At 72.1% G+C, this 13,278-nt stretch carries 16 protein-coding genes; 5 read left to right on the plus strand and 11 right to left on the minus strand.

Going from position 1 to position 13,278, the window contains the following annotated elements; all coding sequences use genetic code 11:
* Positions 1-5: 5 nt before the first annotated feature.
* Entirely contained in the window at positions 6-410 is a 405-nt protein-coding gene (gene hisI, locus ACZ5VD_RS24525) for a phosphoribosyl-AMP cyclohydrolase (protein WP_468549456.1), read from the minus strand.
* An 83-nt stretch (positions 411-493) separates the two neighbouring features.
* Between hisI and ACZ5VD_RS24530 the strand changes: the two genes are divergently transcribed.
* Positions 494-1,129: a TIGR03085 family metal-binding protein gene (locus ACZ5VD_RS24530; RefSeq protein ID WP_468549455.1), complete on the plus strand. Its 636-nt coding sequence runs from the start codon at positions 494-496 to the stop codon at positions 1,127-1,129.
* A 109-nt stretch (positions 1,130-1,238) separates the two neighbouring features.
* On the opposite strand, the gene ACZ5VD_RS24535 is transcribed toward ACZ5VD_RS24530, so the two are convergent.
* From ACZ5VD_RS24535 to hisD, 10 genes are all read right to left on the minus strand, one after another.
* Positions 1,239-2,501: an MFS transporter gene (locus ACZ5VD_RS24535; protein WP_468549454.1), complete on the minus strand. Its 1,263-nt coding sequence runs from the start codon at positions 2,499-2,501 to the stop codon at positions 1,239-1,241.
* A 13-nt stretch (positions 2,502-2,514) separates the two neighbouring features.
* On the minus strand, positions 2,515-3,099 hold the full coding sequence (locus tag ACZ5VD_RS24540) for an ArsR/SmtB family transcription factor (RefSeq protein WP_468683290.1): 585 nt from the start codon (positions 3,097-3,099) through the stop codon (positions 2,515-2,517).
* A 103-nt stretch (positions 3,100-3,202) separates the two neighbouring features.
* Positions 3,203-3,958: an imidazole glycerol phosphate synthase subunit HisF gene (hisF, locus tag ACZ5VD_RS24545; protein WP_468683291.1), complete on the minus strand. Its 756-nt coding sequence runs from the start codon at positions 3,956-3,958 to the stop codon at positions 3,203-3,205.
* A complete protein-coding gene (locus ACZ5VD_RS24550; RefSeq protein ID WP_468683293.1) occupies positions 3,955-4,368 on the minus strand; it encodes a RidA family protein in 414 nt (137 codons plus the stop codon). The genes hisF and ACZ5VD_RS24550 overlap by 4 nt, the downstream gene beginning before the upstream one ends.
* Positions 4,365-5,120: a bifunctional 1-(5-phosphoribosyl)-5-((5-phosphoribosylamino)methylideneamino)imidazole-4-carboxamide isomerase/phosphoribosylanthranilate isomerase PriA gene (priA, locus tag ACZ5VD_RS24555; protein ID WP_468683294.1), complete on the minus strand. Its 756-nt coding sequence runs from the start codon at positions 5,118-5,120 to the stop codon at positions 4,365-4,367. Before priA ends, ACZ5VD_RS24550 begins: the two co-directional genes overlap by 4 nt.
* Positions 5,120-5,770, minus strand: coding sequence for an imidazole glycerol phosphate synthase subunit HisH (gene hisH / locus ACZ5VD_RS24560; protein WP_468683295.1), 651 nt, complete (start codon positions 5,768-5,770; stop codon positions 5,120-5,122). Before hisH ends, priA begins: the two co-directional genes overlap by 1 nt.
* A complete protein-coding gene (locus tag ACZ5VD_RS24565) occupies positions 5,761-5,925 on the minus strand; it encodes a hypothetical protein (protein WP_468549449.1) in 165 nt (54 codons plus the stop codon). The genes hisH and ACZ5VD_RS24565 overlap by 10 nt, the downstream gene beginning before the upstream one ends.
* On the minus strand, positions 5,922-6,524 hold the full coding sequence (gene hisB / locus ACZ5VD_RS24570; RefSeq protein WP_468549448.1) for an imidazoleglycerol-phosphate dehydratase HisB: 603 nt from the start codon (positions 6,522-6,524) through the stop codon (positions 5,922-5,924). The genes ACZ5VD_RS24565 and hisB overlap by 4 nt, the downstream gene beginning before the upstream one ends.
* On the minus strand, positions 6,521-7,630 hold the full coding sequence (locus tag ACZ5VD_RS24575; protein WP_468549447.1) for a histidinol-phosphate transaminase: 1,110 nt from the start codon (positions 7,628-7,630) through the stop codon (positions 6,521-6,523). The genes hisB and ACZ5VD_RS24575 overlap by 4 nt, the downstream gene beginning before the upstream one ends.
* Positions 7,627-8,949, minus strand: a complete 1,323-nt coding sequence (hisD, locus tag ACZ5VD_RS24580; RefSeq protein WP_468549446.1) for a histidinol dehydrogenase — start codon at positions 8,947-8,949, stop codon at positions 7,627-7,629. Before hisD ends, ACZ5VD_RS24575 begins: the two co-directional genes overlap by 4 nt.
* 191 nt (positions 8,950-9,140) lie before the next feature.
* Here hisD and ACZ5VD_RS24585 point away from each other — a divergent pair, with 191 nt between their 5' ends.
* From ACZ5VD_RS24585 to ybaK, 4 genes are all read left to right on the plus strand, one after another.
* Positions 9,141-10,718 carry an oxidoreductase gene (locus tag ACZ5VD_RS24585; protein WP_468549445.1) on the plus strand — a complete coding sequence of 526 codons (1,578 nt, stop codon included), beginning with the start codon at positions 9,141-9,143 and terminating at the stop codon, positions 10,716-10,718.
* 133 nt (positions 10,719-10,851) lie between these two features.
* Positions 10,852-11,874 (plus strand): hypothetical protein, encoded by a 1,023-nt coding sequence (locus tag ACZ5VD_RS24590; RefSeq protein ID WP_468683297.1) that lies wholly within the window; start codon positions 10,852-10,854, stop codon positions 11,872-11,874.
* An 11-nt stretch (positions 11,875-11,885) separates the two neighbouring features.
* Positions 11,886-12,626: an LON peptidase substrate-binding domain-containing protein gene (locus ACZ5VD_RS24595; protein WP_468549443.1), complete on the plus strand. Its 741-nt coding sequence runs from the start codon at positions 11,886-11,888 to the stop codon at positions 12,624-12,626.
* A 37-nt stretch (positions 12,627-12,663) separates the two neighbouring features.
* The gene (gene ybaK, locus ACZ5VD_RS24600) at positions 12,664-13,170 is read left to right on the plus strand and encodes a Cys-tRNA(Pro) deacylase (RefSeq protein WP_468549442.1); all 507 of its coding nucleotides are present in this window, start codon (positions 12,664-12,666) and stop codon (positions 13,168-13,170) included.
* Positions 13,171-13,278: the final 108 nt, after the last annotated feature.

Raw genomic sequence — 13,278 nt, forward strand, 5'->3', positions numbered from 1 at the left:
TGACCTTACTGATCCGTGGCCGGTGCGCCGGAACCGGCGCCCACGACGGCCTTGAGGACGTCTTCGTCGAAGCAGGTGCGCGCGCCGGTGTGGCAGGCGGCTCCGACCTGGTCGACCTTGACCAGCAGGGTGTCGGCGTCGCAGTCCAGGGCGACGGACTTCACCCACTGGAAGTGGCCCGAGGTGTCGCCCTTGACCCAGTACTCGCGGCGGCTGCGGGACCAGTAGGTGCAGCGGCCGGTGGTGAGGGTGCGGTGCAGCGCCTCGTCGTCCATCCAGCCGAGCATCAGCACCTCTCCGGTGTCGTGCTGCTGGGCGATGGCGGGCAGGAGTCCGTCCGCGCTGCGCTTGAGGCGCGCGGCGATCCCGGGGTCGAGCCGACTGGGCTGGCGGGGTGTGCTGCTGGTCATGGTGCCATTGTGCCGCCCGCCACTGACAGTCACCGGGGGGTGTCCACTGTGCGGACCGCCTGGGCCGCCGTAGGCTGGCTGTCATGTCGACTTTCGCCAAGCGTGAACGACTTCTCCTGGCCGACCTGTTGGAGGCCGCGGGCCCCGAGGCCCCGACCCTGTGCGAGGGCTGGCTGACCCGTGACCTGGCCGCGCACGTGGTGGTGCGCGAGCGCCGCCCGGACGCGGCCGGCGGTCTGCTGATCAAACAGCTCGCCCCGCGTCTGGACAAGGCGATGGCCGAGTTCGCGGCCAAGCCCTACGAGGAACTCATCCAGCTGATCCGGACCGGCCCGCCCCGGTTCTCCCCCTTCTCCCTCAAGCAGATCGACGAGGCGTCGAACACCGTCGAGTTCTACGTCCACACCGAGGACGTCCGCCGCGCCCAGCCCGAGTGGTCGCCCCGCGAGCTCGACCCGGTCTTCCAGGACGCCCTGTGGTCCCGCCTGGAACGCACCGCCCGCCTGATGGGACGCGGTGTCCCGACCGGCCTGGTGCTCCGTCGCCCGGACGGCCAGACGGCGGTCGCCCACCGCGGCACCCCGGTCGTGACGGTGACCGGCGAACCCTCGGAGCTGCTCCTGTTCACCTACGGCCGCCAGAACGACGCCAAGGTCGATCTGGACGGCGACAAGGAGGCGATCGCCCGACTGCACGGCTCGCAGCAACTGGGTCTCTGACGGAGCCCTCCCCGGTCGAGGAGGCCAAGACCGGGCGGCCATGACCGCATGACCGGGTGGGTACGTCGACGCCCGTGCGCAAGGCGCACGCCTTGTGCACGGGCGTCGCTCAGCGGGGCAGTTCCGCCCGCCGCAGGTCCCGGACGCCCAGGGCGACGACCCCGCCGAGCCCGCAGACCACGGCGCTGACCACGAAGACCGGGCCGGTCCCCCAGGCGCCGATGGCCGCGGCGGACAGCGGCATGCTCAGCGGGGCGAAGCCGAGGCTCACCAGGCCGGCGACGGCCGTGACGCGGCCGAGGTAGGCGGGGTCGGCCCGGGTCTGCAGCAGGGCGCCGCACATGGCCCCGCTGAGCCCGGCGAGCAGCCCGATGAGCAGGGCCACCCCGACGGCCGCGAGGACGCCCGGGACGAAGGCGAGGGCGCCGATCGCGACGGAGCCCGCGAGGATGGCGTATCCGGCCACGTACCCGGCGTACGGCAGGCGTCCGCGCACGGTCAGCAGCAGTGAGGCGGCGCCCGCGCCGGTGCCGAACCCGGCGAGGACCCAGCCCATGCCGGAGGCGCCCCAGCCGCGCTCGTCGGCGAGCAGGGTCAGGCCGACGTTGAGCGGGCCGACGAAGCCGAGGTCGCCGAGGGCGATGGCCAGCATCAGCGGGGCGAGCACGCGGTGACGGCGGATGTAGGCGAGTCCGTCCAGCAGGTCGCGCCAGGCGGTACCGTCCTGCGACGACATGGCGGGTGAGCTGTCGTCGGCGGGCAGGTCCCGTATCCGCACGGAGACCAGCAGCGGCACCGACACCGCTATCAGCAGGCTGGCGAGGCCGAACGCGGCCGCCGCCCCGCCGACCGCCACCGCGAGACCGCCGAGCGGGGCGCCGACGACACTCGCGAAGCGGATGCCCAGGCCCCGCATGCCCTGCACGCGCGCGAGCTGGTCGCGGCTCGTCACGCGCGCGGGGAGGGCGCCCACGGCCGGCATGAACACGGCGTCGACGGTGCCGAAGACCAGGGCGAGCAGGGCCAGCGGCCACAGGCCGGGGCTGGTGAGGAACAGCAGTGCCGACACCGCGAGGACGGCCGCGCAGCGCACCGCGTCGCTGCCGATGACGACTCTGCGCGGTCCGAACCGGTCGGCGACCACTCCCCCGCCCAGCATCAGCAGCGCCCTCGGCACGGCGCTGACCGCCATGACCACTCCGGCCTGCGAGGGCGTCCCTGCCTGTACGGCCGCCCAGGACAGCGCGATGTAGTACACGCTGTCGCCGACCATGGAGGAGGTGTAGGCGGCGAGCCAGCGCAGGACGTTGCCGTCGCGGTGGGCCGGCCTGTGGGTCAGGTCCGGGGACGCGGTCATGCCGGTCGTGGTCATGGGGTGCGTCCTCTCAGGGGCGGAACGGGAAGGCGTAGGTGTACAGGGCGACGTTCTCGCGCCCTTCGGTGTCACCGGCGCCCTCGGCGGCGCGCCCCTTCGTGTCGTACCGGTCGACGACGGCGAGCAGTTCCTTGTTCAGTTCGGCCAGTTCGGCCGCCGTCAGCCGCAGTGTGGACTCCGAGTCGGAGGCCGCGGCGGTCCACTCGGGCCCCCAGGCGTGGCGCTCGTCGAGGTAGCGCCGGTAGAGGTCGCCGCGCTGGTCCACGAGGAGTCGCGCGAAGGCCGTGTGCGCGGACGCCGTCTCCGGTGCGCTGCGGAAGTCCTCGTCGTGGAAGCTCACCCTCTTGGACACCGGCTTCCACCAACGCTCCCGTCCGTCCGCCCGCCGCGGCTCGGCCTCTTCGATCAGCCCGTGCTCCGCGAGCTTGCGCAGGTGGTAACTGACCAGTGAGGCGGCCTCGTCGACCTGCTCGCCCAACTGCGAGGCGGTCGCCGCGCCGACCACGTGCAGGGCTCGGTACAGCTGCATCCGCAGCGGATTCGAGAGTGCCTTGAGCGTGCCCAGATCTGTGACGCGGCGGTTCTCGGATGTCATGCCGCCAGCGTAGATACGAAATAAATATTGCGCAACTAATCTTTCACAGTTGGGCCGAGCTGAGCCCCGGCCACCAGGTGACCGGGGCTCATGAGGAGGAACGTCAGCGCACGGGATGCCCCGCACCCCGCAGCGCGTCCTTCACCTGCCCGATCCGCAGGTCCCCGAAGTGGAAGACGGAGGCCGCGAGGACCGCGTCCGCGCCCGCCTCGACCGCCGGGGGGAAGTCGGCGAGCTTGCCCGCGCCGCCGGAGGCGATCACCGGGACCGTCACGTGCGCCCGGACGGCGGCGATCATCTCCAGGTCGTAGCCGTCCTTCGTGCCGTCCGCGTCCATCGAGTTGAGCAGGATCTCGCCCGCGCCCAGCTCGGCGGCCCGGTGGGCCCACTCGACGGCGTCGAGGCCGGTGCCCTTGCGGCCGCCGTGGGTGGTGACCTCGAAGGAGCCGGAGTCCGTGCGGCGCGCGTCCACCGACAGGACGAGCACCTGGCGGCCGAAGCGCTCGGCGATCTCGCGGATGAGGTCGGGGCGGGCGATGGCGGCCGTGTTGACGCCCACCTTGTCGGCACCCGCCCGCAGCAGCTTGTCCACGTCCTCGGCCGTGCGGACGCCGCCGCCGACCGTGAGCGGGATGAAGACCTGCTCGGCGGTGCGGCGCACCACGTCGTACGTGGTCTCGCGGTTGCCCGACGAGGCGGTGATGTCCAGGAACGTCAGCTCGTCGGCGCCCTCGGCGTCGTACACCTTGGCCATCTCGACGGGGTCGCCCGCGTCGCGGAGGTTCTGGAAGTTGACGCCCTTGACGACCCGGCCGTTGTCCACGTCCAGGCAGGGGATCACTCGTACGGCAAGGGTCATGCCGGGGACTCCCCGTCTCCTCCGCCGGAGCGGAACGCCTCCACCTCGACCTCGACGACCAGACTGGGGTCCACGAAGCCGGAGACGATGATCATGGATGCGGCGGGCCGGACGGAGTCGAACAGCTCCTTGTGTGCGCGGCCGACATCGTCCACGTCCCGGGCATGGGTGAGGTACATACGCGTCCGCACGACGTCCTCGCGGCCCAGTCCCAGCTGTCCGAGTGCCTCGAACGCGACGCTGAAGGCGTTGACCGTCTGCTCGTAGGGACCGCCGCCGGCGATCTCGCCGTCCACGATCGACGTGCAGCCCGACACCAGCACCAGGCCGTTGGGCAGCTCCACCGCTCGGGAGTACCCGAACGTCTCCTCCCAGGGCGCGCCGGTCGCGACGCGTCGCAGCTCGGTCACGGCTGCACCGCCTCCAATGCCTCTTCGAGGGTGAACGCCTTCGCGTACAGGGCCTTCCCGACGATGGCGCCCTCGACACCGAGGGGTACCAGCTCGGCGATGGCCCGCAGGTCCTCCAGCGACGACACACCACCGGAGGCCACGACCGGCCGGTCGGTCGCCGCGCACACCGTGCGCAGCAGCTCCAGGTTGGGGCCCTGCAGCGTGCCGTCCTTGGCGATGTCCGTCACCACGTACCGGGCGCAGCCCTCCTTGTCGAGGCGCTCCAGCGTCTCGAAGAGGTCGCCGCCCTCACTGGTCCAGCCCCGCCCACGCAGGGTCGTACCCCGTACGTCGAGCCCGACCGCGATCTTGTCGCCGTGCTCGGCGATGACCTCGGCGACCCACCGGGGGGTCTCCAGGGCCGCCGTGCCGAGGTTCACCCGGGTGCAGCCGGTGGCCAGGGCGGCGGCGAGCGTGGCGTCGTCGCGGATGCCTCCCGACAGCTCCACCTTGATGTCCATCGCGCCGGCGATCTCGCCGATCACGGCCCGGTTGTCGCCGGTGCCGAACGCCGCGTCCAGGTCGACCAGGTGCAGCCACTCGGCGCCCGAGCGCTGCCAGGCGAGGGCGGCCTCCAGAGGGGAGCCGTAGGAGGTCTCCGAGCCGGACTCGCCGTGCACGAGGCGGACCGCCTGGCCGTCACGGACGTCCACCGCGGGGAGGAGTTCGAGCCGCCCCGAGGGGTGGTTCGACGACATCTTCGAGGACATCAGAGGGTTCCGATCCAGTTGTTCAGCAGCTGGGCTCCGGCGTCGCCGGACTTCTCGGGGTGGAACTGGGTGGCCCACAGGGCGCCGTTCTCCACGGCTGCCACGAAGGGCTTGCCGTGCGTCGACCAGGTGACCAGTGGGGCGCGCATCGCCGGGTTGGTGGTCTCCAGGCTCCAGTCGTGGACCGCGTAGGAGTGCACGAAGTAGAAGCGCGCGTCCGTGTCCAGCCCGGCGAACAGCCGGGAGCCGGCCGGCGTGTCCACGGTGTTCCAGCCCATGTGGGGCACGATCTCGGCCTGGAGCGGCTCGACCGAGCCGGGCCACTCGTCGAGGCCCTCGGTCTCCACGCCGTGCTCGATGCCGCGTGCGAAGAGGATCTGCATGCCGACGCAGATGCCCATCACGGGGCGCCCGCCGGACAGGCGGCGGTCGACGATCCAGTCGCCGCGCGCCTCCTTGAGGCCCGCCATGCAGGCGGCGAAGGCGCCGACGCCCGGCACCAGCAGCCCGTCCGCGTTCATCGCCCTGTCGTAGTCACGCGTGATCTCGACCTCGGCCCCCGCGCGCGCGAGGGCGCGTTCGGCGGAGCGGACGTTGCCGAAGCCGTAGTCGAAGACAACGACCTTCTTCGAAGCGCCGCTCAATTCCACACCTCCAGCCTCATGACGCCCGCGACGAGACACATCGCGGCGCCGATGGAGAGCAGCACGATCAGGCTCCTCGGCATGTCCTGCTTGACGAAGGAGTAGATGCCGCCGGCCAGGAAGAGGCCGACGACGATCAGGATGGTGGACAGGCCGGTCACAGCGCGCCCTTCGTGGAGGGAAGGATGCCGGCCGCGCGCGGGTCGCGCTCGGAGGCGTACCTGAGGGCCCGGGCCAGCGCCTTGAACTGGCACTCCACGATGTGGTGCGCGTTGCGCCCGTAGGGCACGTGCACGTGCAGCGCGATCTGGGCCTGGGCGACGAAGGACTCCAGGATGTGCCGGGTCATCGTGGTGTCGTACTCGCCGATCATCGGCGCCATCTTCTCGGGCTCGGTGTGCACGAGGTAGGGGCGGCCGGAGAGGTCGACGGTGACCTGGGCGAGGGACTCGTCCAGCGGGACCGTGCAGTTGCCGAAGCGGTAGATGCCCACCTTGTCGCCGAGCGCCTGCTTGAAGGCGGCGCCGAGGGCGAGGGCGGAGTCCTCGATGGTGTGGTGCGAGTCGATGTGCAGGTCGCCCTCGGTCTTCACGGTCAGGTCGAACAGACCGTGCCGGCCGAGCTGGTCGAGCATGTGGTCGTAGAAACCCACCCCGGTGGAGATCTCCGTCTTCCCGGTGCCGTCGAGATCGATCTCGACGAGGACCGAGGTCTCCTTCGTCACCCGTTCGACTCTTCCCACACGCCCATCGCGAGTCATGCGCTCTGCTCCTTCTTCAGTTCACGGACCGCGTCGAGGAACGCGTCGTTCTCGGCGGGGGTTCCCGCGGTGACCCGCAGCCATCCCGGCACGCCGTTGTCCCGCACCAGGACACCCCGGTCGAGGATCTGCTGCCACACGGCGTGCGCGTCGGCGAACCGTCCGAACTGGACGAAGTTGGCGTCCGACGCGGTCACCTCGTAGCCGGCCGCCCGTAGTTCGGCGACCAGCCGGTCCCGCTCGGCCTTCAGCTGTTCGACGTACCCGAGCAGGGTGTCGGTGTGCTCCAGGGCCGCCAGCGCGGTGGCCTGGGTGACGGCCGACAGGTGGTACGGCAGGCGTACGAGCTGCACGGCGTCCACGACCGCCGGGTGCGCGGCGAGATAACCGAGGCGCAGGCCGGCCGCGCCGAACGCCTTCGACATCGTCCGGGAGACGACGAGGTGCGGCCTGCCCTCGATGAGCGGCAGCAGCGAGTCGCCGTGGCTGAACTCGATGTACGCCTCGTCGACCACCACGATCGACGGCCTGGCGGCCTGCGCGGCCTCGTACAGCGCGAGGACCGTCTCCGCCGGGACGGCGGTGCCGGTGGGGTTGTTGGGGGTGGTGATGAAGACGACGTCCGGCCGGTGCTCGGCGATGGCCTTCTCGGCGGCGGCGAGGTCGATCGTGAAGTCGTCGTTCCGCGGGCCGGAGATCCAGCCGGTGCCGGTGCCGCGCGCGATCAGCGCGTGCATCGAGTACGACGGCTCGAAGCCGATCGCGGTACGGCCCGGTCCGCCGAACGTCTGCAGCAGCTGCTGGAGGACCTCGTTGGAGCCGTTGGCCGCCCACACGTGGGCCGGGCCGACCGGGTGACCGGAGGTGTCGGTCAGGTACGCGGCGAGCCGCGTGCGCAGCTCCACGGCGTCCCGGTCCGGGTAGCGGTTGAGGTGCCGGGCCGCCTCGGTGACGCGCTCGGCGATCCGCTCGACCAGCGGCTCGGGCAGCGGGTAGGGGTTCTCGTTGGTGTTCAGCCGTACGGGGACGTCCAACTGGGGCGCGCCGTAGGGGGACTTGCCGCGCAGCTCGTCCCGTACGGGGAGGTCGTCGATTCCGAAGCTCACTTGTTCTCAGGCACCTTCCACCCGAACCTTGCCTTGATCGCCGCCCCGTGGGCCGGCAGGTCCTCCGCCTCCGCCAGCGTCACCACGTGGTGCGCCACGTCGGCCAGCGCGTCCCGCGTGTAGTCGACGATGTGGATGCCGCGCAGGAAGGACTGGACGGACAGGCCCGAGGAGTGGCAGGCGCAGCCGCCGGTGGGCAGGACGTGGTTGGACCCGGCGGCGTAGTCGCCGAGCGAGACCGGCGCCCAGGGGCCGACGAAGATCGCGCCGGCGTTGCGCACCCGGTCCGCGACGTCACGCGCGTCAGCGGTCTGGACCTCCAGGTGCTCCGCGCCGTACGCGTCGACGACCCTGAGGCCCTCGTCGATGCCGTCGACGAGGACGATCGCGGACTGCCGGCCGGCGAGGGCCGGGCGGATCCGGTCCTCGATGTGCTTGCTGGCCGCGACCTGCGGCTCCAGTTCCTTGTCCACCGCGTCCGCGAGTGCCACGGAGTCGGTGACCAGGACGGCGGCGGCCAGCGGGTCGTGCTCGGCCTGGCTGATCAGGTCGGAGGCGACGTGTGCCGGGTCGGCGCTGTCGTCGGCGAGGATCGCGATCTCGGTGGGACCGGCCTCGGTGTCGATGCCGATCCGGCCCGCGAAGTAGCGCTTGGCGGCGGCGACCCAGATGTTGCCGGGGCCCATGACCATGTTGGTGGGGGCGCAGGACTCGGTGCCGTACGCGAACATCGCGACGGCGGTGGCGCCACCGGCCGCGTACACCTCGTCGACGCCGAGCAGCGCGCAGGCGGCGAGGATCGTCGGGTGCGGCAGACCGTCGAACTCGGCCTGCGCCGGCGAGGCGAGGGCGATCGACCCGACGCCGGCCTCCTGCGCCGGGACCACGTTCATGACGACGGTCGACGGATACACCGACCGGCCGCCGGGCGCGTACAGCCCGACGCGGTCGACCGGCACCCACTTCTCGGTCACCGAGCCGCCGGGCGCGACCTGGGTCGTGTGGGTCGTGCGGCGCTGCTCGCGGTGGACGAGACGGGCGCGGCGGATGGACTCCTCCAGGGCCGCGCGCACGGCCGGGTCCAGCCCCTCCAGCGCGCTGGTGAGCGCCTCGGCGGGTACCCGCACCCGGTCGAGCCGCACGCCGTCGAACTTCTCGGCGAAGTCGATCAGCGCCGCGTCGCCCCGATGATGCACGGCCTCGCAGATCGGACGCACCTTCTCCAGGGCGGCCGAGACGTCGAAGTCGGCTCGGGGCAGCAGGTCGCGCAGGGCGGGGCCCTCGGGGAGGGCGTCGCCGCGCAGATCGATTCGGGCCATCGAGAAATGTTGCAGCACGGGGCCAATTCTCTCAGACGCCCGTCGGCCGTCGTCCGCGCGTTCCATTGGCTGATACGCAACCCGGAAGATCCCCTTCACGTCTGGCGTTCAGTGGGTTACTCAGCGGGCATGAACAGTTGTACGAATCCCAGAAATCCCGATCCCGCGAGCACCGAGGAGCTGGAAGCGCAGTGACCGAAGGGGCCGGCATCCGGGACGGAGACCTGCCGGACGATCTGACCGCCACCGAGGCCGGCATGTGGCAGGCCTTCCGCAACGGCAGCGTGTACGACCTGAGCAGCGGGGACACGGTCGTCGACGATCCGCACGGCGGACACCCCTGGGGCCCGGAGCGGACCGTGCGGGCCCGCATCGTGTGCTGGCTGCTCCTGGACGGCCCGCCCGCGCTCGCCGGCCGGGTGGCGTCGCTGAAGCTCGTCGGGGTGCAGATCAGCGACGGTCTGGATCTCGCGGGCGGCACCGTGGAGCCGTACGTCGAGATGCGCGGCTGCCGCTTCGAGCGGGAGGTCCGGGTGCCGGAGGCGCACTTCACCACCGTCCGGCTGGTGGACTGCTCGGTGCCGCGCCTGGAGGCCGCCCGGGTGCGCACGGAGGGCGATCTGCATCTGCCGCGCTGCCGCTTCCAGAACGGCGTCCGGCTCACCGACGCCCACATCGGCACGGACCTGCTGATGAACCAGGCGATCGTCTACCGCGACCGCAGTGGCCGCTCCATCGCCGCGGACGGCATGACCGTGGGCCAGGACCTGCAGGCCGAGATGCTGGAGTCGCACGGCGAGCTGAGCCTGCGCAGCGCCAAGATCGGCGTCTCGCTGAGCCTGCGCGGCGCCCGGCTGGTCAACCCCTACTCACGGCTCGCGCTGAACGCCCCGCAGCTGACCGTGGAGCGCTCGCTGTACCTGACCCCGGCGGGCGTCGGCAGCGTCCTGCTGAGCGGCACCACGCCCGCGCGCGGGACCCGCATCCAGCGCTTCGAGTGCCGGGGCGGGCTGCGCCTGGACGACGGGCGGTTCGGGGACGCGGTCGACCTGGAGCGGGCCCGGTTCGTGTTCACCGACGAGCAGGAGCTGTCGCTGCGCCGCGTCCAGACGTCCGAGCTGCGCTTCCTGGGGGAGCGCCCCGCGCGGGGCGCGGTGGTGCTGTCGGGGGCGCGGGTCGTCAACCTGATGGACCGCGCGGACGCCTGGCCGGGCCCGGGACGGCTGCACATGGGCGGCTTCAGTTACGAGAACCTGGTGCCGCGCGGCCCGTTCCCGCTGAACGAGCGGCTGGAGTGGGTGGCGGCGGCGACCGCCGAGTACGCCCCGGAGCCGTACGAGCGGCTGGCCACCGTGCTGCGGACCGGCGGGGAGGACGAGGACGCGCGCGAGGTGCTGCTCGCCAAGCAGCGCCGGCGCCGCGAGAGCCTGCCGGTCGCGGCCAAGCTGTGGGGGTATGTGCAGGACTGGACGGTCGCCTACGGGTACCGGCCGGGCCGGGCCGCCGTATGGATGGCGGTGCTGTGGGCGGCGAGTTCGGTGGCCTTCGCGCACGCCAGTCATCCTCCGCTCAAGAGCGGCGAGCACCCGCCGTGGAACCCCGCCCTGTTCGCCCTCGATCTGCTGCTGCCGGTCATCGACCTCGGCCAGGTCGGGTTCTGGCAGCTGAGCGGCGGCTGGCAGTGGCTGGCGGCCGCGATCATCCTGCTGGGCTGGATCCTGGCGACGACGGTGGCGGCCGGAGCGACACGGTTGCTGCGGCGCGGCTAGACCCCGAACCGGGGAGAGATGGTGAATGGTTGTTGAACACCACTCACCTTTTTACTCGCCCTTGACCTGCTCACGTACAACTTTCCGCGATTTGGCCGTGCACCCTGGCGCAGTCGCGAACGGCGGACCTTCAATGGTCGACACCATGGCTCTGCTGCCCCCGTTCAACCGCGCGCCCCGGGCCCCCCGGAACGACGCCCACCTCGCGCGCGGACTGCCCGCCGACGACGAGGTGCTGCTCGACGCGCCCGACGACCGGCTCGGCCCGGCTCTGGTCGCCGCCGCCCGGGGCGACCACGAGCCCGCCGCCGCGCTGCTGGCCGCGACCCGCGCGGACCGGGACTGGGAGAACCGCGACCGGTACGTGCGCCGGCTGGCGGCCTTCGCCCGCTCCCGCGACGAGTGGTACGAGGGCTGGCGTACGGCCGCTCCGCACGCCCCGGACGCGCTGCTGGTCGGCGCCCAGCTCGCGGTGGACCGCGCCTGGCCGTCCCCGGCGCGGGCCGAGCTGCTGCGCGAGGTGAGCCCGCTCGTCACGGCCGCCGCACACGTCGACGACCGCGACCCGGTGCCGTGGCGGATCGCCCTGGACCACGCGCGGGGCTCGAACGCCGGCCCCAAGTACGTCGAGGAGCTGTGGGCGGCGGCGGTCCGCCGTGCCCCGCACCACTACGGCTGCCACGCGGCGGCCCTGCGCTACCTCGCCTCCTCCTGGCACGGCTCCCACCACGCCTGCTTCGACTTCGCCGACCGGGCCGCGCAGGACGCTCCGGCCGACTCCCTGGTCCAGGCCCTGCCCGCGCGGGCCGCGTTCGCCTACCTCACCGACGGCTGCGGCCCCGAGGTGCCGGGCGAGCGGCTGGACGCGGCGGCCGACCGGGCGATCGCCCTCTCCGCCCGGTTCCCGGCGGCCGACCCCTGGCCCGCCGAGATGCGCAACAAGCTGATGGACGTCCTGGTACGGCTGGAGCGCTGGGCGGACGCCGAGGATCAGCTGCGTCTGATCGGCCCGTACGCGACCTCGTTCCCCTGGGACCGGTTCTCGGACGATCCGCTCGGCCGGTTCCTGGAGATCCGCGACGAGGTCCGCCGGAAGTCGGCCTCCGGCCATCCACGGAGTGGGCACGGCGGACGCGCACACTCCGGCGACCATTAGGCTTTCACGTCGTGACCACCGTGCGGCTCCCGCTCTTCCCGCTGAACTCCGTGCTGTTCCCGGGGCTCGTACTTCCGCTGAACATCTTCGAGGAGCGTTATCGCGCCATGATGCGCGAGTTGCTGAAGACCCCGGAGGAGGAGCCGCGCCGGTTCGCCGTCGTGGCGATCCGCGACGGCCACGAGGTGGCGTCGACCGCGCCCGGTATGCCGGACCGGACGGCCCTGCCCGACCAGGGTCCCGCGGCCGGTTTCGGCGACGATCCGGTCAAGGCGTTCCACGGCGTCGGCTGCGTCTCCGACGCCGCGACGATCCGGGAGCGGGCCGACGGCACCTTCGAGGTCCTGGCGACGGGCACGACCCGGGTGCGGCTGCTGTCCGTCGACGCCTCGGGGCCGTACCTGACGGCGGAGCTGGAGGAGCTGACGGAGGATCCGGGCGAGGAGGCCGGGGCGCTGGCGGAGGGGGTGCTGCGGGCGTTCCGCCAGTACCAGAAGCGGCTCGCCGGGGCGCGTGAGCGCTCGCTGTCCACGGGTGCGGACCTGCCGGACGAACCGTCCGTGGTCTCGTACCTGGTGGCCGCCGCGATGATGCTGGACATCCCCTCCAAGCAGCGCCTTCTCCAGGCCCCGGACACCGCCTCCCGGCTGCGCGAGGAGCTGAAACTCCTTCGCTCGGAGACGGCCATCATCCGTAATCTGCCGTCGTTGCCCGCGGCCGAACTGACCCGCGGGCCGACGAGTCTCAATTGACGTACGAGCTCCGGGGAACAGGCGGGATCAGGCCGCGATGGCGAAGAAACAGCAGAAGCAGCAGAAGCAGCCGGGTGGCACGCCCGCGACGGTGGCGCTGACGGCCGCGGGGGTGCCGTACACGGTCCACTCCTACGACCACGACCCCGCCCACCCCTCCTACGGCGAGGAGGCCGCCGAGGCGATGGGGGTCTCGCCGGAGCGGGTCTTCAAGACGCTGGTGGCGGACGTCGACGGCACCCTGACCGTCGCGGTCGTCCCGGTCGCCGGTCAGCTGGATCTCAAGGCCCTCGCGGCGGCGGTGGGCGGCAAGCGGGCCGCGATGGCCGACCCGGCACTCGCCGAACGCACCACGGGATACGTCCGCGGCGGCATCTCCCCGCTGGGCCAGCGCAGGAAGCTGCCGACGGTCCTGGACGACTCGGCCTCCGCCCACCCCACGATCTGCGTCTCGGCGGGCCGCCGGGGCCTGGAGGTCGAGGTCTCCCCCGACGACCTGGCCCGGCTCACCCACGCGGTGGTGGCACCCGTAGGGCGTGCGTGACCCCTCGACGCGGACCCGTTCCTCGGTTAAGTACGAGGGACATGTCGAAGAGAACCCGCAAGCGCAGGTGGCGTATCAAGAAAGGCCGCTCGAACCACGGCCGGCGGC

Source organism: Streptomyces sp. NPDC032822 (assembly GCF_055578825.1).

Bases quoted from the DNA above. Each gene is read 5' to 3' on its own strand.
- hisI (WP_468549456.1), bottom strand. From the start codon at position 410: ATGACCAGCAGCACACCCCGCCAGCCCAGTCGGCTCGACCCCGGGATC.
- ACZ5VD_RS24530 (WP_468549455.1), top strand. From the start codon at position 494: ATGTCGACTTTCGCCAAGCGTGAACGACTTCTCCTGGCCGACCTGTTG.
- ACZ5VD_RS24535 (WP_468549454.1), bottom strand. From the start codon at position 2,501: ATGACCACGACCGGCATGACCGCGTCCCCGGACCTGACCCACAGGCCG.
- ACZ5VD_RS24540 (WP_468683290.1), bottom strand. From the start codon at position 3,099: ATGACATCCGAGAACCGCCGCGTCACAGATCTGGGCACGCTCAAGGCA.
- hisF (WP_468683291.1), bottom strand. From the start codon at position 3,958: ATGACCCTTGCCGTACGAGTGATCCCCTGCCTGGACGTGGACAACGGC.
- priA (WP_468683294.1), bottom strand. From the start codon at position 5,120: ATGTCCTCGAAGATGTCGTCGAACCACCCCTCGGGGCGGCTCGAACTC.
- hisB (WP_468549448.1), bottom strand. From the start codon at position 6,524: ATGACTCGCGATGGGCGTGTGGGAAGAGTCGAACGGGTGACGAAGGAG.
- hisD (WP_468549446.1), bottom strand. From the start codon at position 8,949: ATGGCCCGAATCGATCTGCGCGGCGACGCCCTCCCCGAGGGCCCCGCC.
- ACZ5VD_RS24590 (WP_468683297.1), top strand. From the start codon at position 10,852: ATGGTCGACACCATGGCTCTGCTGCCCCCGTTCAACCGCGCGCCCCGG.
- ybaK (WP_468549442.1), top strand. From the start codon at position 12,664: ATGGCGAAGAAACAGCAGAAGCAGCAGAAGCAGCCGGGTGGCACGCCC.